Genomic DNA, 16,961 nt, shown 5'->3' with positions numbered 1-16,961 from the left:
TCAGCGCCGCCGGTGCGTCCGGGTGGCGGACGCCTGGTCGCGCGGCTTGAGCACGATCTGGTCCAGGTTGACGTGCGACGGCCGGGTCGCCGCGAAGACAATGGTGTCGGCCACGTCGTCGGCGGTCAGCGGGGTGAGGCCCTCGTAGACCTTCGCGGCCCTGTCGGCGTCGCCGCCGAAGCGCACCTCGGAGAACTCGGTCTCGACCAGCCCCGGTGCGATCTCGGTGATCCGGATCGGCTCGCCGAGCAGCTCGCCGCGCAGCGTCCGGTGCAGCATCGCCTGGGCGTGCTTCGCACCCGTGTAGCCGGCTCCGTTGTCGTACCAGTCGAGCGCGGCGACCGAGGTCACGGTGATGATGTGCCCGTCGCCGGAGGCGCGCAGCTTCGGCAGGAACGCCTTCGTCACCCGCAGCGTCCCCAGCACGTTGGTCTCCCACATCCAGCGCCACTGCTCCTCGTCGGCCCGCTCCACCGGGTCGAGGCCCTTGGCGCCGCCCGCGTTGTTGACCAGGACGGCGGCCTCGGGCACGGCCTCGTCGAAGGCCCGGACCGAGTCGGTGTCGGTGACGTCGAGCGGCAGCGCGGTGCCGCCGATCTCGTCGGCGATCTGCTGGCAGCGCTCGACCCGGCGAGCACCGAGGACGACGTGGAACCCGGCCTTCCCGAGGGCGCGTGCGGTGGCGGCCCCGATCCCGGAGGAGGCGCCGGTGACGACAGCGGTCTTCTGCTCGGCGGTCATGCCCCGAGCCTATGCGGCCGGCTCAGTCCGGCTCGACCCCGCGCTGCGCGGAGCGGTCCCCCCGGCGGGCTGCGGCCCGCTGCGCGGTGAACACGAGCGCACCGAACAGGCCGACGCCCAGTCCGGCGATGCACGTCCAGAAGACCTCACCCGGGCCGCTGCCGGTCAGGAAGCCGGTGCAGAGGGCGATCCCCGCGGCGACCGCCCAGACGATCATCCCGCCGACGATCACCGGCGGTGACTCGTAGAACCGGGACGGCAACGCCGGAGGGGGCGGCGGGTCGCCGTCGCGTGGGGCCGTCACACGGTGCAGCCTAACGACCTGCACCGCCGGAGGGCGCAGCGTTGCGCCGCGTCTAGGGTGTCGCCGTGATCGAGCGCTACTTCCGCGTGTCCGAGCGCGGGTCCACGATCTCCCGGGAGCTGCGCGGGGGACTCGTCACCTTCATGGCGATGGCCTACATCATCGTCCTCAACCCGCTGATCCTCGGCAGCGTCACCGCGGCCGACCCGTCGGCCAAGACCGACGCGCTCGGCGGCATCCTGCCGCTGGCCCAGGTCGCCGCCGTGACGGCCCTGGTCGCCGGGGTGATGACGATCCTCTTCGGCGTGCTCGCGAACTACCCGTTCGCGATCGCCACCGGGCTGGGGATCAACACCCTGCTGGCCGTCACCATCGCCCCGCTGATGAGCTGGCCGGAGGCGATGGGGCTGGTCGTCATCAACGGCCTCATCATCGTGATCCTCGCCGTCACCGGTTTCCGCACGGCGGTCTTCAACGCCGTGCCCACCGAGCTGAAGACGGCGATCGCGGTCGGCATCGGCGCGTTCATCGCGATGATCGGGCTGGTCGACTCCGGCTTCGTGCGCCGGCTGCCCGACGAGGCCGGCACGACCGTGCCGGTCGGGCTCGGCATCGACGGCTCGATCGCGTCCTGGCCGACCTTCGTGTTCGTGCTCGGCCTGCTGATCGTCGGCGTCCTGGTCGCGCGCGGCGTGCGGGCCGGGATCCTGATCGGCGTCGTGCTCAACACGATCATCGCGATCGTCGTCGAGGCACTGGCACAGGTCGGTCCGGGCGGGCCGGACAACCCGGGCGGCTGGTCGCTGGCCGTGCCGGAGCTGCCGTCCCAGATCGTCGGGGTCCCGGACCTGTCGCTGGTCGGCCAGGTGTCCTTCGGCGCCTTCGCCCGGCTGGACATCATCACCGTCGTCCTGCTGATCTTCACCCTGGTGCTGGCGAACTTCTTCGACGCGATGGGGACGCTGACCGGGCTCGGCAGGCAGGCCGGGCTCAACGACGAGCAGGGCAAGCTGCCGAACGTCGGCAAGGCGCTGGTCGTCGAGGGGGTGGGTGCGGTCGCCGGTGGTGCGGCCTCGTCGTCGTCGAACACGCTGTTCGTGGAGTCCGCGGCCGGTATAGCCGAGGGCGCCCGGACCGGGCTGGCGAACGTGCTGACCGGCCTGCTCTTCCTGCTGGCCATGTTCTTCACCCCGCTCTACGCGATCGTGCCGGTGGAGGCCGCAGCGCCGGCGCTCGTCGTGGTGGGTGCGCTGATGTTCCGGCAGATCACCGCGGTCGAGCTGGACGACCTGCGGACGGCGATCCCGGTGTTCCTCACCGTCGTCGTCATGCCGTTCACGTACTCGATCGCGAACGGCATCGGTGCCGGTTTCGTCTCCTACGTGGTGCTCGCCGCGCTGACCGGCCGGGCCCGTCAGGTGCATCCGCTGATGTGGGTGGTCGCGGTGCTGTTCGTCGGGTACTTCGGCGTGGGACCGTTGCGGGAGCTGCTCGGCTGAGAACCCGCACTTGCGCGGTAAGGCTAGGCTGGGCTAACTTGATCTCGTCGCTTCGTGGTGGGAGCGGCGCGTCAGTTCGGGACAGGAGGAGGCCCCGGCTCCGATCGGAGCCGGGGCCTCCTTCTTTCCCCAGTCACACCGTCCCGCCGCCGAGCGAGGACGGTGCTCAGCCGGTCAGGGTGCGTAGATGCGCACCCAGTCCACCTCGAAGTCGAGTTCGTCGGGGGAGGTCTCGTCGAGCGGCGGGATCCAGTCCTTGCCGTACGGGCCGATGTCCTGCTGCATGGCCAGGTGCATCGGGCGCGGCGGGATGTGGTCGGGGTCCATCGTCCGGAAGACCTCGACGCCGTCGATGTAGAACACGACCCGGTCCGGCAGCCACTCGACGGCGTAGTTGTGCCACTCGGTGAAGTCACCGGTGATCGTCTTGCCGACCTGGCTGTTGTCCTCGCCGTAGTGGACGATCGTGTGCGTCTCGGAGCGGTCGCCCTTCGGGATCTCCATGAAGTTCAGCTCACCGCCGACCGGCCAGTCCTCGGCGACCGGCCAGAGCAGCGCGACGTCGCCGTAGCCGGTGCCCGGGTTGGTCTTGGCCCGGATCTCCCAGCGGCCGTACTGCATGCCGCCCTTCCAGTGCAGTCCGGCCGACGTCAGACCGCGGCTGGTGAGCAGCAGCCGCCCGTCACGCACCGACAGGTTCTCGGCCAGGTGCCTGCCGACACCACCGGTGGTCTGCCCGGTGTAGGGGGCCCACCGGGTCAGGTCGAGCTCGGTGCCGTCGAACTCGTCACCGGCGACCATCCGCCAGCCGTGCCGGACCCCGGCCTCGGCCGCGGAGCGCGACGCCGGGTCCAGCGCGGCGACCTGGTCCGGTCGCTCCTGGTCGTGCATCCCACCGGGGGAGTCCGCGGGTGCCGGAGCGGCCGCGGACGGGGTGTCCCGGTCGGAGTCACCGGTCAGGTCGACCGACGCGGCCACACCGACCACCCCGGCCAGCGCGCCCACCGCCAGCAGCGCACCGAGGACGGTCGGCCACCGGCGCCGGTCGGGCGCCTCGGGATCCGGCGTGCGGCGCCGCGCCCGCTCGGGTGCCTCCTGCTGCACGCCGTCCTCCTTCTCGTGCCGACCCGCAACACGCTAGGGAGGCCGGCCTGTGGCCACGCTGAGAGCCGGTGCGCAGAGTCAGTCGAGGGTGTACTGCCGGACCCAGTCGACCTCCATCCTCGACTCCCGCACCGAACCGCCCTTCGGGAACCAGTCCAGCTGGATGCACAGGTGCATCGGGCCCGGTGGCTGGACCGTCGGGTCGGTCGTCTCGAACCACTGCTCGCCGTCGACGTAGGCGGTGATCCGGTCCGGGGTCCACTCGACCGCCCAGTTGCGCCATTCGGTGCCGTCGATCTCGACCGAACCGTCGATCTGGGAGTTGTCCGGCCCGTAGTGCACGAAGATGTTGGTCGTCTGGCGGGACGGGTCCATCATCTCCATGAAGTCGATCTCGCCGCCGACCGGGAAGTTCTCCGCGGTCGGCCAGAGCAGCAGCAGCGCGTTGTACGACGGGTCGGACGCCGGCGCCCGTACCCGGCCCTCCCAGCGGCCGTAGCGCTGGCTGCCGTCGGTCCACGCCATCCCGGCGGTGTTGCCCTCGCTGTCACCGGTGATCGTGAGGATGCCGTCGGCGACGCTCACCGCGTCCGGGGTGCGGCGGCCGTTGCCGGCGTGGCCGGGGCCGTCGTAGATGTTCCAGCCGGAGAGGTCGTCGAAGTCGTCGACGCGGACGGGCTCCCCCCAGCCGTGTCGCTCGGCGGCGGTGCTGCCCTCTGCTCCGCTCACCGCGTTGTCCGTCCCGCTGCCCGTCGCGCGGCCGGGCCGGTCGCCCGCTCCGCCGGGTTCCTCGTCGTGGGTGACCTCATCCCCCGATGGTGCCGGGTCCTCGGCACGATCGCCCGCGGCATCCCGCGCCGGGGCGCCCCCCGGTTCGGTGACCTGCTCGGAGATGCCCGGCGGGGCCGTCGTACCGGTGCCGCCGGGTGTCACCCCGACCAGCTCGCCGCCGGGGCCGAGGACCAGCAACAACACCGTCACCCCCTTCGCGACCAGGGTAGTGATCAGCTCTTCCAGCTCGCCGGCGTTCATCGCCCGCTCCTCGGGTCAGTCGCCCACATCGGGCGTGTCGGGGGTGATCGGTGTGTCGGCGGTGACCAGCCAGCGGCCCGCGGCGTCGCGCTGCAGCACGACCCGGGTCCGCCACCGCTCGGTACGCGGTGCGGTGCCCAGCGCCGCGGTCGACGTCCGGACCTCGGCGACGAACGCGCGCCGTCCGCGCGCCGGGTCGCTCCCGGCCGGTTCGAGCGCCTCGACCACGGCGATCCGGCGCTCCCCGGCACCCGGCGGATCGAGCATCGGGAACCCGGGTCCCCCCGGGACGGCGTACCCGGCGGCGTCGCGGCGGGTCCGCCCCGCAGCGTCGGGCCCGGCACCGTGCGCGGCCACCAGATAGGCGCGGGCGACCGACCTCCGGCGCGGCGGGCAGCACCGCGGGAACGGGAGGCTCCGGGCCTCGCTCCGGGCCGGGATCACCGAGCGCGGACCGGTCGTCGGCGCTCAGCACGCCACCCGGTGGTGGACCACCACCGGGCACGACGACGAACAGCATGACCACCACCGGGACGAGCAGCACCGCGCCGAGCAGGACCGGTGTCACTCCGCGAAACTGATGTGGATGTGGTCGTAGTGCCCGCCGGTCGCGTCGGAGGTGTCGTAGACCCCGCCGCCGGTGTAGCGACGCCCCCAGCCGGTGCCGTCGTCGCGCACGGTCGGGTCCCAGTAGCGGCCCTGCCAGATCAGGTAGCGGATCCGCAGCGGCTCCGCGTTGGCGGCGAGCCAGTGCGTGATCCGCCACCCGTCCTCCAGGTCCGCGCCCTCCGGGAAGCGCCCGGCCGGGCCGGTGAACAGGTCGCATGCGCGTCCCTTCGGGTGGTCGGAGCGGGGGTTGTGGCGGTGCTCGTCCCAGCAGCCGACGGTGTCGATCACCGGATCGAAGGCCGCCCGGACCGCGGCGAGGCCGTGCGCGGCGGCCCCGGTGAGACAGCCGTCGGTGCGGACGGGGTCGGGCTCGCGGCACGGCGTCGGGCCGCCCGTCCAGGCCGGGGCCGGTGCCGAGGCGGGATCGGCGGGTGCCGCGGCGGCCGGGGGAGCGGCCGGGGTGCCGGCCGAGTAGTCGGCGACCAGGTCGTGCACCGCGTCGAGGTAGCGGCGGATCGCGGACGCGCAGGCCTGCGAACAATCTGCCTCACCGGCGACGGGTATGCCGGACGCCGAACCGGTGACCCGCCGGCAACCCGCGACGTGACAGACCAGCATCGCGTCGAGCACCGTGACCTGCTTCGGTGTGGTCGCCAGGTGCCCGGCGGCGGCCCGCAGGGTGGCGCACAACCACGGCACGACGGTGCGCAGGTGTGCTGCGGGGTCGGTGAGCGCGGGGTCCGGCCAGGGCGCCCCGCCCGCTGCGGTCCAGGTCCGCTCCGACACCTGGAGCAGCCCCACCGCGGGACCGGTCCGCAGTGCCGGGTCCCAGCCGGACTCGGCCTGCACCTGTGCGACGACCCATGCGGGCGGCAGCTCCGGGCAGCCCTCGGTGGTCAGTTCGGTGACGAGCGGCAGGTGCTGCCGGGCCGCCTCCGGGAGGCGTCCGGTCTCGATGTCCGAGGGCTCCGGTGGTTCGGCGGCGCCGGCCGGGGCCTGGATCAGCAGCGCCGCGAGCAGGGCGGGCACGAGCATCAGCGGTCGCACGGGTCACCGGGCCCGGTGCGGGGGAGCGGCACGGCGCCGCGCAACGGGCGCAGGCCCCCGGGCCAGCCGCTGACGAGCGGTCGCGCGAGCCGGCCCCCGGCGGTCAGTGCGGCGACGATCCGGCCGAGCGCCTCGGCGTACCGGCGGACCGCGGCGGACGGTGCGGACCGGACCAGTACCGTTGCGGCGTCCGACCAGGGATCGCCGGATCGGGCCCAGCCGGGCACCGCGGGCAGTGCGACGACGGCCGCCCATCCGGTGCCCGCGGCGCCCGCGTCGAACCCGTCGGGGCCGGTCCATCCCGGGTGCAGCGCCAGCACCGGTGCACCGGGGCCCGGGTCGGGCGCGACCCGGGCTGCGGCGGCGAGCCCGGCCACCGTGTCCCGGCACAGCAGCACGTCCGGCAGGAGCTCCGCCCCGCGGACGACGCCGAGATCGTGCGCCCGCAGTGCGCGCGCGACCGTCGTCGTGCCGACGCCGCCGGCGAGTCCGCCGATCGCCGGGATGCGCCGCACTCCGGTCACCGCGGCCGTCCGGCCAGGTCGTGCGGGCTCGGGACGCGCGGACCGGGTGGCGCGGCCGGGCCCGCGTCGACGACGAGCCGATCATCCTGCCGGGCGACGGTCACCTCGATCCGCACCCAGCGGGCGGCGAGTCCGCGCCAGCCCCGGGCCGACGGGGCGGGCGCGGCGGCCGGTTCACCGAGTTCGGTCTCCGGCTCGGGGGCGGCCGAGGTGCGGGAGTCGACGCGGCGGTACGGCACGACCCGGACCCGGACGTCGACCTGCACCCGCCCGCCGTCGTGCCGGACGCGGCCGGGCAGCACCAGGTCGGCGCGCTGCCGGCCGGTGCCGGTCCAGCCCAGCAGAGCAGCGTCCTCGGGGCTCGCCAGGTGGGCGCCGAGCGCACGGGCACGCCGGGCCGGATCGTCCTCGTCCCAGGACAGCAGGTCGACCGCGAACGCGCCGGCCAACGCGGCCGCCGCGGCGGGGTCGATCGCGAGCCGGGGGTCCGCGCCGTCCGGCGTCTGGCGCTCCACCGTGCCGGGCGCCGGTTCCGTCACGGGCCCGGCGGTGCCCGGATCGGTGCCGGCCCCCGGATCGGAGGTACGGCCCGCCCGGTCGGCACCGGAGGGAGCCTCGCCCGCCGCGGAGGGCGCCGTGCCGGATCGGGCGTCGCCACTCGTCGCGGTCGTGGTCGTGGGCTCGGACGGGGACTGGGACGGGGACTCGGTGTCCGTGTGCCGGGCCGGGGCGGGAGGGGCGTCGGCTGTTGCACGGGGGGACGCCTCCTTGCCGTCCGCACCGTCCGCGGCGGCCGGTGCGGCAACGGACACGGTCGATGGGGTGCGGGCGGCGCCGCAGCCGGGGGGTGTCGTCGATCCACCCGGCCGGGCCCCGCCGGGGGTGGAGTCACCGGTCGGCGTGATGTCCGGTGGGGCGGGCGCGGTTCGCTGCGCGCTGAGGACCGTGGGCGCCGTGGGTGGGCTCGGTGGGGCGAACCGCGCTCCGTCCGCGGAGACGGCTGCCGGGCCGGGCGCGATGAACGCGGACAGCGGATCGCGGGCCGGTTCCGCGGGTGGCCCGGATCCCGCTCCGGCAGGTCCGGCGGACCGGGCCGCGACGGCCGGGAACCCGAACGGGTCGGTGACCGGTTCCGGGGCGGCTGGTGGGTCCTGAGGGGGCCGGTGGGGGGTCCACAGCACGGGACGGGCAGCCGTGGTCGCGGGATGGTCCTGGGGCAGCGGGCCGGGACGGCCGCGGAGCGGTGGCGGATCGTCGAGCCAGGGATCGGGCCCGTCGTCGAGCGGGCGGGACCGGCCGAACATGCGGAACGGTGACATCGGCCGCGTCACCGGTGGGCGGGGTCGGGCGGCTGCTGCACGGACATGGCGTTGCGACCTCCTCGCGCGCCCGGACGGTCGCGCGAGGGGGGACGGTAGGAACGTGCGCCCGACGCCGGGACGATTCGGCGGAGGGCCTTCGCGATGGCGAAGTGGGCCGGGATGTCCGGCCCGGGATCAGGCGGGGATCTCCCAGGTGTGCACCGGCTCGTTGGCGGCGGAATGGGGGAGGTAGCGCTGCAGCATCCCGTGCAGCGCGGTGAACCGGTCGGCGCCACGGGCCTCCAGCGCCGCGACGGTCTTGAGCTGCCAGGACGCCCCGGTCTGCCGGGTGACGCAACGCCGCTCCAGCACCGTCAGGTACCGGTCGCACACGGCCTCGCTGACCCCCCAGCGGGCCAGCCCCTCGTGCGCGAGCGGGATCAGCTTGCGCAGGGCCAGCTCGTCCGGGTTGATCCAGCCGGTGCCCGGCCAGTAGAGGGGAGCCTGCATACCGTGCCGGGCGGCGGTCTGGAAGTTCTCCCGGGCCGCCTCGAACGACACCGACCGCCACAGCTCCTTGTCGGACTCGACGAGCGTGCGCAGCAGTCCGTAGAAGAAGAGCGCGTTCGCCACCATGTCGACGGTGGTCGGGCCGGCCGGGAGCACCCGGTTCTCCAGCCGGACGTGCGGGGTGCGCCCCGTGCTGTCGTAGATCGGCCGGTTCCAGCGCCAGATGGTGCCGTTGTGCAGGGTCAGTTCGGGCAGTTCGGGGAAACCGTGGTCGCGCATCTGGGCAACCGGGTCGATGTCGGTGGTCAGTGGCATCAGGGCGGGGAAGTAGCGGGCGTTCTCGGAGAAGAGATCGAGGACTGAATCGATCCAGCGCTCGCCGAACCAGACCCGGGGCCGTACACCCTGGTTGTGGAACTCGGGGGTGCGGACGTCGCAGGACTGCTCGAACAGCGGGATCCGGGTCTCCGCCCACAACTGGGAGCCGAGCAGGAACGGCGAGTTCGCGCCGAGGCCGAGCTGGACCCCGGCCAGGCACTGGGCGGCGTTCCAGTAGCGGGCGAACTCCGACGGCGCCACCTGCAGGTGCAGCTGCAACGATGTGCAGGCGGCCTCCGGGATGATCGTGTCGAAGTCGGCGTTGACCCGCTCGTCGGGGTCGCAGCCTGCGATGTCGATCCGGATCGGCTCGCCCCGGGCGTTGAGCATCTGGTCGTTCAGTGCCTGGTAGCGGTCGTCCGCGGTGATCGACTCCCCGACCATGTGGCCCGGATCGAGAGTCGGCAGGATCCCGATCATGACAAGCTGGGTGCGCAGGTCGCCCGCCTTGGCGCCGGCGCCGGCGAGCAGGTCCAGCAGCTCGTGTTCGAGCTGGCGCCACTGGTCACCCGGCAGCGGGCGTGGTGGCAGGTTCAGTTCGAGGTTCCAGCGACCGAGCTCGGTCTGCCACTCACCCCTGTTGATCGTTTCCAGGACGTCGTGACCGTTCAGCGACGGCGCCAGCTCCGGATCGACGAGATTGAACTCGACCTCCACCCCTGTCATCGGCTCGGTCTCGGGGAAGGGGTACGTGCGGAGCATGTCTGCCAGGGAGTCCAGGCAGCGCTGCACCTTGATCCGGTATCGCTGGCGGTCGCGCCGGGTGAACGTCGTCCGGTCGACCACCTGACCCATGCGTGAACCGACCTCCATCGAACGGGGAGCGCCTCCTCACCCTCCCGGACCAGGCCCGGTCTCGCAGGGAGAGGCACTACACGGTGACATATCGCCGGACCGGGCGGTACCGGCTGACCGGGCGACCAGGCGCGGTGAACGGTCAGTGACATGGGACGATCGGCTGTCGTGGCCATCCTCACGCCGGTTGACAGCCCGGACGACCCCAGGATCGACGACTTCCGCGACCTCACGACCGCCGACCGGCGCCCGGATCGGCCCGGTGGTCGTGGGTTCGTGATCGCGGAGGGAGTCGTGGTCGTCCGGCGACTGCTTGAGTCGCCCTACCCGGTCCGGTCGCTGCTCGGGGTGCCGCGACGACTTGCGGAGCTGTCCGAGGAGCTCGCCCGGGTGGACGTACCGGCCTACTCCACCGACGCCGACACGATGGCCCGGGCGGTCGGTTTCCACCTCAATCGCGGTGTTCTCGCGGTCGCCGACCGGACCCGGGAGCCGGACCCGGTGGAGCTGCTGCGCGGGGAGGCCCGCACCATCGCGGTGTGTGAGGGGGTCGGGGATCACGAGAACCTCGGTTCACTGTTCCGCAATGCGGCCGCGCTGGGGGTGGACGGGGTCCTGCTCGGCCCCGGCTGTTCCGACCCGCTCTATCGGCGCAGCGTCCGGGTGTCCATGGGGCATGTCCTGCGCGTACCGTTCACCCGACTGGGGGGTATCTGGCCCGCGTCGCTCGACACGCTTCGTGACAATGGTTACACGGTCGTGGCGCTGACCCCGGCGGCGGACGCCGAGCCACTGGCGAGCGCCGGGCTGGCCGGGAGGCGGGTGGCGCTACTGCTCGGGGCCGAGGGGCCCGGCCTCACCGTCGAAGCGCTCGCGGCTGCGGACCGGCGGGTCCGGATCCCGATGGCCTCCGGGGTGGACTCGCTGAACGTCGCCACCGCCGCCGCCGTCGCCTTCCATGCCGTCACCGCCGGTTGAACTCCCGGCGCCGCCGCCACGACCGGAAGCCGTGCGCTGCCCCATCCCGGCCACCGCCGCCGGTCGTTGCAACCCCGCTCACCGCAGCTGCGGTGAGCGGGCCCCGGTTACCGCAGCCCAGTTACCGCGGTCCGGCTTACCGCAGCCCGGTTACGGCGGCCCGCTCTTCGTGGCCCGCTCCTCGCGCCCCGCTCGCCCGGCCCGGCTACCGCGGCCCCGCTCACCGCGGCCCCGCTCACCGTGGTGCGTCCCGGCCCCGCATACTCGCCATGCGCCGCCGAACCCGCACGGGTTCGCCGATAGTCCGCACGGGCTCGTTGCGTTCGCCCGGCAGCAGATCCGGTGCGGGCGACGTGATCGCGCGCGGAGCGCTCAGCGCTGGCCGCGGACGCCGAGGAGGACCTCGTCCCACGACGGCATGACCGGCTTGCCCTTCTTGGTCCGCCGCGAGGCCGCGCTGCGCTGACGGGACGGTGAGTCGGCGCCGCCGCCGGGGGAGTCCTGCTGGTCCGGGGTCTCGGCGTTCCGGTCCGAGCCGCTCGGCTGCGGCTGCGGGTCCGCGGGCGGTGCGTCGTCGCCCGTCGCGTCGTGGGAGACCGCAGGCCGGTCGGCGGCGGCCGCGCCGGTACCGGTGGCGGTGTCGGTCGCCGGCGGGTCACCGGCCGCCGAGGAACTGTCAGCGGTCACCTCGGTCGCTGCGTCGGCCGCTGCACGATCGGCTGCCGCACCGTCGGCCGCTGCGCTGCCGGCCGTTGCTCGATCGGGTGCGGCACCGTCCGCCGTTGCACCGTCGGCCGCTGTGCCACCGGTTGGTGCCCGGTCGGCTGGTGCGCCGCCGGCCGCTGCGCTACCGGGTGCCTCGGCGTCGGCTGCTGTACCGACGGTTCCTGCGGGACCGGTGGCCGACGTCCCACTGGTGGTCGCCTCGCCCGTGGCGGCACCGTTCGACGCTGCGCCAGCGGTCGGCGCACCGTGCTCGGCGGCGACACCGCCGCTCGCGACCGGGCCTTCGTCGCCGCTGTCCGGGGCCCGGTTGCCACCATCGTCGATCACCGGGTCCGCCGGGCCGCCCGCCCCGGCGGGGTGACCGCTGCTCTCCGCGACCGTGCGACGCTGCTCGGTGCCCGCTGCGGCCGGGCTGCCCGGTGTGGCGACCGGGATGTCGGTGCCGGTCGTGCCGGTTTCCGTGCCGACGGCGGGGCTCTCGTCGGTCGCCGTGGCGGGGCGGCCGTCGGCCGGCTCGACCCGCGGGATCACCGGGGCTGCCGCAGCGGGCGCCCTGCTCTCGTCGGAGCGGGTCGCGTTCCGCGTGGGGCCCTCGACCCGCGGTCGCGGCGGTGGGCTGGACCGCCGCTGCTCGGGGGCGATCCCGCGACCGGCCCAGGAGTCGGCCGGTGGGCGGGCCTGGCCGCCCGCGACGGCGCGTGCGGGGGCGGCGTCGGCGGTGTGGTCCGGGGCGGGGTCGTCCTCACGGGCCATGTCGACGACCGAGCCGAGCGGGCGCAGCGGCCGCGCCGGGAGCCCTTCGATGAGATCGGAGGCGTGCTCGTCCAGCGGAGCGACGGTGCCCCCGTGCGCTCCCGGCTGGAACGACCAGTGCGCTGCGTTGTCGGACCGGCCGGTCTGCCAGGTCAGGGCGATGACCCACTTGCCGTCCTCGCCCTTCCAGGAGTCCCAGCCGGCAGCGGTGAAGTCCTGGCCGCGCAGCCCGAAGGTGTGCGCGACGGTCTCACCGAGCGTGCGCGAGTCGGGGCCGTCGGCCCGCTGCGGGTGCGCGCTCTGCGCGAGTTCGGCGGTGCGCGAGCGCTCGAGGAGGACCGGGTAGGCGAACCGCTCGATCTTCTGGGTCGGGACGCCCGCGGCGGCGGCGACCTCGTCGACCGACGCGCCGCCCCGGATTCGGGCCTGGATCTCCCGTGGGCGCAACTGGCTCTCCAACTCGATCGCGATCTGGCCGAGCCGGGTCACGTCACCACGTGCGGCAGCGCGCAGCTGCTCGTCGGCCGGCACCGTGTAGCGCTCGCGGCGCCCCGGGTCCTCGAGGACGACCGAGCCGTCCCCGGTCACCCCCACGACCCGCAACGCACGCATGGATCAGTCCTCCTGCTGTCGTCCCCGTCCGGGTGACGGTAGATGCCTGCAGCTGCGAGCCGGGTGAGGCGCGCCGGGCGAGTTCCGCCTGGTCGACGACACGCACCTGGTAGAGCAGCTGGTGAGCCGGTCTCACTCACCGTGCGCAGACTTTCACGTGACGTGACGCACGATGCAACTGGGGCGCATGTTACTCATGTGACTACAACGAGTATCTATCGATCAGGAAACGGGTCGGGGGCCTCGAGCAACCCCACCGGGACACCGGCCGGGGAACGCGCGACGGCCGGGCCCCGCGCGGTTGCGGGACCCGGCCGTCGGCGGGCTGGATGACCGGTCAGGAGCCGAGCTGCTCCACGACCCAGTCGATGCTCGCGGTCAGCGCCGAGACGTCGGCCGGCTCGACCGCCGGGAACATGCCGATGCGGAGCTGGTTGCGGCCCAGCTTGCGGTACGGTTCGGTGTCGACGATCCCGTTGGCCCGCAGTGCGGCGGCGACCGCGGCGGCGTCCACGGCGGCGTCGAGGTCGATCGTGCCGACGACCTGGCTGCGGTGCGCCGGATCGGCCACGAACGGCGTCGCGAAGGCGCTCTTCTCGGCCCACGAGTACAACCGCGTGGACGAGTCGCGGGTGCGCGCCACGGCGCCGTCCAGCCCGCCCAGGCCGTGCAGCCAGTCGATCTGCTCGGCGAGCAGGAACAACGTCGCCACGGCCGGGGTGTTGTAGGTCTGGTCCTTCCCGGAGTTGTCGACGGCGGTGGCCAGCGACAGGAACGGCGGGATCCAGCGGTCCCGGGCCGACTTCAGCTCCGCGACCCGCTCCAGTGCGCGCGGGCTCATCAGGGCGATGAACAGCCCACCGTCGGAGGCGAAGCCCTTCTGCGGCGCGAAGTAGTAGACGTCGGACTGCGAGACGTCGACCGGCAGGCCGCCGGCACCCGAGGTCGCGTCGATCAGCACCAGCTGGTCCTCGGTCGCGTCCGCGGGACGCCGCACCGGCACCGCGACACCGGTCGAGGTCTCGTTGTGCGCCCACGCGATCGCGTCCACGGACGGGTCGCTCACCGGGTCGGGGGCGGTACCCGGCTCGGCCGACACGACCACCGGGTCGGCCAGGAACGGCGCCCCGCTCGTCGTGTCGGCGAACTTCTGCGAGAACTCGCCGTAGGTCAGGTGCAGCGAGCGTTGCCGGACCAGGCCGAAGGCGGCGGCGTCCCAGAACGCGGTGGAACCGCCGTTGCCGAGGACCACCTGGTAACCCTCGGGCAGCGAGAAGAGCTCGGAGAGCCCGGACCGCACGCGTCCCACCAGGTTCTTCACCGGCTTCTGCCGGTGCGACGTGCCCAGCAGGGAGTCACCGGTGGCGGCCAACGCGGAGAGCTGCTCCGGGCGGACCTTGGACGGACCGCATCCGAAGCGGCCGTCCGACGGCAGGAGATCGACAGGGATCTTCAGGTCGGCAGGAGAGGTCACGGTGCCAGTGTCGCAGCACCGTTCGGCCCCGCAGCGGTGACGGTGTGCCGGGCCACATCCGCCGCTCAACCCGTCGGCGGTGGCCGGTGCGCGCGCCGGTACGCCAGCGGGGCCATCCCGATCTCGGTGTGCAGACGGTGCCGCAGCGCTGCCGTCGTGCCGAACCCGGTGCGCGCCGCGATCTGCTCGACCGGCAGGTCGGTGCTCTCCAGCAGCCTGCGCACCCGGTCCAGCCGCTGCGCGGCGAGCCAGCGCCCCGGGCTGGTGCCGGTCTCGGCGCGGAACCGACGGGTGAAGGTGCGCACGCTCATCGACGCCCGCGCGGCCAGCTCGTCGACCCCGGGGGAGCGGTCGAGGTGTTCGAGTGCCCACCGGCGCACGGCCGCGGTGTCGGTGCCCGACTCCTCGGGGGCGTGGTGCTCGACGAACTGGGCCTGCCCACCCTCCCGCCACGGCGCGACGACGTTGCGGCGCGCGGTGGCGGCGGCGACCTCCACCCCGTGGTCGCGACGCACCAGGTGCAGGCACAGGTCGATCCCGGCGGCGACGCCTGCGGAGGTGAGAAGGTCCCCGTCGTCGACGAACAGGACGTCCGGATCGAGCCGCACCTGCGGGAATCGGCGCCTGAACCGGGCGGCGTGCGCCCAGTGCGTGGTCGCCCGCCGGCCGTCGAGCAACCCTGCCTCGGCGAGGGTGTAGGCGCCGGTGCAGATCCCGACGATCCGCTTGCGGCCGGCGGCCCGGCGCAGCAGATCGAGTACCCGTGGGTCGTGCTCGCGCTCGGGGCCGCCGGCGGGTCCGGGCGCGTGCGGTCCGGCGACCGCCGGGACGACGAGTGTCTGCGCCCGCTCCAGCACCTCGGTGCCGTGTTCGGGCTGCAGCCGGTAGCCGGAGCTGGTGCGGACCGGACCGGCGTCGACCGATCCGACGCGCACCTCGTAGAGCGGGGTGCCGTCGGCGCGGGTCGTGGTGCCGAGGATGCGTTCCGGGATCGCCAGCTCGAAGGTGATCACCCCGTCGACGGCGAGCACCCCGACCCGATGGGGTGGGACGGACATGGCCGAATTTTTGCACATGCCGTCTTTCCTGCCACTGTCATGATCGGCCCGGGGCGGCGCAGGCTGGCCGGCATGACGGAGGCATCCCCGCGTGCGGCGGGGCGGACACGCCGGGTGCACCCGGCCTGGTGGGTCGCCGCGGCGACGTTCCTCGCGCTGCTCGGCGCGGCCGGGTTCCGGTCGACGCCCGGGGTGCTGGTCGAGCCGCTGCACGCCGAGTTCGGCTGGTCGATCGGGGCGATCTCGTTCGCGATCGCGGTGAACCTGGCCCTGTTCGGGCTGACCGCCCCGTTCGCGGCCGCGCTGATGGAACGCTTCGGGGTGCGCCGGGTGGTGACCGTCGCACTGCTCCTGGTCGCCGCTGGCGCCGCGAGCACCGTGTTCATGACGCAGGTGTGGCAGCTGGTGCTGCTGTGGGGCGTGATCGTCGGGCTGGGTACCGGCTCGATGGCCCTCGCGCTGGTCGCGACCGTGGTGAACCGCTGGTTCGTCGCCCGCCGCGGCCTGGTGTCCGGGATCCTCACCGCGGCGTCGGCGACCGGGCAGCTGGTGTTCCTGCCGCTGGTGGCGGTGATCGTCGAGGCGGCCGGCTGGCGACCCGCGGCGCTGGTCACGGCGGTCGCGGCACTGGCCGTCGTGCCGGTGGTGCTGGTGCTGCTGCGCGACCGGCCGTCCGACGTCGGTGAGCTGCCCTACGGCGGCGCCGAGACCGACGTCGTGCCCGCGCAGCGCACCGGTGCCGCCGCGCTGGCGGTGCGGTCGCTGGTCGAGGCATCGCGGAACCGGACGTTCTGGCTGCTGTTCGCGGGCTTCTTCATCTGCGGGGCGACGACCGCAGGCCTGGTCCAAGCGCATTTCGTGCCGGCCGCGCACGACCACGGGATGCCGGCCACGACGGCCGCATCGCTGCTCGCCGTCGTCGGCGTGTTCGACCTGGTCGGGACGGTTCTGTCGGGCTGGCTGACCGACCGCTTCGATCCGCGGGTGCTGCTCGCCGCGTACTACACGCTGCGTGGGGTGTCGCTGTTCGCGCTGCCCGTGCTGTTCGGGACCGACCTGAACGCCAGCATGCTCGCGTTCGTCGTGTTCTACGGGCTGGACTGGGTGGCCACGGTGCCGCCGACGATGGCGCTGGCCAGGGCCGAGTTCGGGGGCCGGTCGGCCGTGGTGTTCGGGTGGATCTTCGCCGCGCACCAGGTGGGTGCGGCCGTCGCGGCACTCGGCGCCGGACTGGTGCGGGACGCACTGGGCAGCTACGACGCGGCCTGGTACGGCGGGGCGGTGCTGTGCCTCGTCGCGGCGGGGCTCTCGATCGCGATCCGCAGGCGGGTGCCGGCCGCGGTGTGAGCGACCGGGCCGGGCGGCGGACCACGTGTCGGTCGGTCGGCCCCTGCGCGGCGGCCCCGCCGACGGTGCTCGTCACCCCGCCCGGCACCATCGCGGCACGGCCCGACGGGGCCGGGCCGCCGGGGCCGGGTCGGCCGGGTCGATCCCGTTGCGGTGCAGCTGGACACCC

General features: G+C 73.9%; 15 protein-coding genes. 3 read left to right on the top strand and 12 right to left on the bottom strand.

All coding sequences use genetic code 11. From position 1 onward, the window contains the following. Nucleotides 1–741, bottom strand: a complete 741-nt coding sequence (locus AB0J24_RS22295) for an SDR family NAD(P)-dependent oxidoreductase (protein WP_358684316.1) — start codon at nucleotides 739–741, stop codon at nucleotides 1–3. Nucleotides 742–763: 22 nt separating this feature from the next. Continuing rightward, nucleotides 764–1,045 carry a DUF2530 domain-containing protein gene (locus AB0J24_RS22290; RefSeq protein ID WP_358684314.1) on the bottom strand — a complete coding sequence of 94 codons (282 nt, stop codon included), beginning with the start codon at nucleotides 1,043–1,045 and terminating at the stop codon, nucleotides 764–766. Nucleotides 1,046–1,110: 65 nt separating this feature from the next. On the opposite strand from AB0J24_RS22290, the gene AB0J24_RS22285 reads away from it, so the two are divergent. Beyond that, entirely contained in the window at nucleotides 1,111–2,544 is a 1,434-nt protein-coding gene (locus tag AB0J24_RS22285; RefSeq protein WP_358684312.1) for an NCS2 family permease, read from the top strand. A 174-nt stretch (nucleotides 2,545–2,718) separates the two neighbouring features. Here AB0J24_RS22285 and AB0J24_RS22280 read toward each other — a convergent pair whose 3' ends face one another. The 7 genes from AB0J24_RS22280 to AB0J24_RS22250 form a co-directional block, all read right to left on the bottom strand. Beyond that, the gene (locus AB0J24_RS22280) at nucleotides 2,719–3,648 is read right to left on the bottom strand and encodes a glycoside hydrolase family 16 protein (RefSeq protein ID WP_358684310.1); all 930 of its coding nucleotides are present in this window, start codon (nucleotides 3,646–3,648) and stop codon (nucleotides 2,719–2,721) included. 78 nt (nucleotides 3,649–3,726) lie between these two features. Then, entirely contained in the window at nucleotides 3,727–4,680 is a 954-nt protein-coding gene (locus tag AB0J24_RS22275; RefSeq protein ID WP_358684308.1) for a glycoside hydrolase family 16 protein, read from the bottom strand. A 15-nt stretch (nucleotides 4,681–4,695) separates the two neighbouring features. After that, nucleotides 4,696–5,124 (bottom strand): hypothetical protein, encoded by a 429-nt coding sequence (locus tag AB0J24_RS22270; protein WP_358684306.1) that lies wholly within the window; start codon nucleotides 5,122–5,124, stop codon nucleotides 4,696–4,698. Between the two features lie 120 nt (nucleotides 5,125–5,244). After that, a complete protein-coding gene (locus AB0J24_RS22265) occupies nucleotides 5,245–6,324 on the bottom strand; it encodes a hypothetical protein (RefSeq protein WP_358684304.1) in 1,080 nt (359 codons plus the stop codon). Further along, nucleotides 6,324–6,860 (bottom strand): hypothetical protein, encoded by a 537-nt coding sequence (locus AB0J24_RS22260; RefSeq protein ID WP_358684302.1) that lies wholly within the window; start codon nucleotides 6,858–6,860, stop codon nucleotides 6,324–6,326. The genes AB0J24_RS22265 and AB0J24_RS22260 overlap by 1 nt, the downstream gene beginning before the upstream one ends. Further along, nucleotides 6,857–8,179: a hypothetical protein gene (locus AB0J24_RS22255; protein ID WP_358684300.1), complete on the bottom strand. Its 1,323-nt coding sequence runs from the start codon at nucleotides 8,177–8,179 to the stop codon at nucleotides 6,857–6,859. Before AB0J24_RS22255 ends, AB0J24_RS22260 begins: the two co-directional genes overlap by 4 nt. A gap of 177 nt (nucleotides 8,180–8,356) precedes the next feature. After that, nucleotides 8,357–9,844 (bottom strand): glutamate--cysteine ligase, encoded by a 1,488-nt coding sequence (locus tag AB0J24_RS22250; protein ID WP_358684298.1) that lies wholly within the window; start codon nucleotides 9,842–9,844, stop codon nucleotides 8,357–8,359. Nucleotides 9,845–9,994: 150 nt separating this feature from the next. On the opposite strand from AB0J24_RS22250, the gene AB0J24_RS22245 reads away from it, so the two are divergent. After that, nucleotides 9,995–10,822 carry an RNA methyltransferase gene (locus AB0J24_RS22245; RefSeq protein WP_358684296.1) on the top strand — a complete coding sequence of 276 codons (828 nt, stop codon included), beginning with the start codon at nucleotides 9,995–9,997 and terminating at the stop codon, nucleotides 10,820–10,822. Nucleotides 10,823–11,194: 372 nt separating this feature from the next. Here AB0J24_RS22245 and sepH read toward each other — a convergent pair whose 3' ends face one another. From sepH to AB0J24_RS22230, 3 genes are all read right to left on the bottom strand, one after another. Then, nucleotides 11,195–12,913: a septation protein SepH gene (sepH, locus tag AB0J24_RS22240; RefSeq protein ID WP_358684294.1), complete on the bottom strand. Its 1,719-nt coding sequence runs from the start codon at nucleotides 12,911–12,913 to the stop codon at nucleotides 11,195–11,197. Between the two features lie 337 nt (nucleotides 12,914–13,250). After that, nucleotides 13,251–14,387 carry a phosphoserine transaminase gene (gene serC, locus AB0J24_RS22235; RefSeq protein WP_358684292.1) on the bottom strand — a complete coding sequence of 379 codons (1,137 nt, stop codon included), beginning with the start codon at nucleotides 14,385–14,387 and terminating at the stop codon, nucleotides 13,251–13,253. A gap of 65 nt (nucleotides 14,388–14,452) precedes the next feature. Next, nucleotides 14,453–15,445 (bottom strand): helix-turn-helix domain-containing protein, encoded by a 993-nt coding sequence (locus tag AB0J24_RS22230; RefSeq protein ID WP_358684290.1) that lies wholly within the window; start codon nucleotides 15,443–15,445, stop codon nucleotides 14,453–14,455. Between the two features lie 72 nt (nucleotides 15,446–15,517). Here AB0J24_RS22230 and AB0J24_RS22225 point away from each other — a divergent pair, with 72 nt between their 5' ends. Then, nucleotides 15,518–16,792 (top strand): MFS transporter, encoded by a 1,275-nt coding sequence (locus AB0J24_RS22225; RefSeq protein ID WP_358684288.1) that lies wholly within the window; start codon nucleotides 15,518–15,520, stop codon nucleotides 16,790–16,792. Nucleotides 16,793–16,961 lie beyond the last annotated feature (169 nt).

Source organism: Pseudonocardia sp. NPDC049635 (assembly GCF_040659795.1).
Taxonomy (GTDB): domain Bacteria; phylum Actinomycetota; class Actinomycetes; order Mycobacteriales; family Pseudonocardiaceae; genus Pseudonocardia.
The sequence above is the reverse complement of the archived record's forward strand: the minus strand, read 5'-3'. Positions and strand labels throughout refer to the sequence as shown.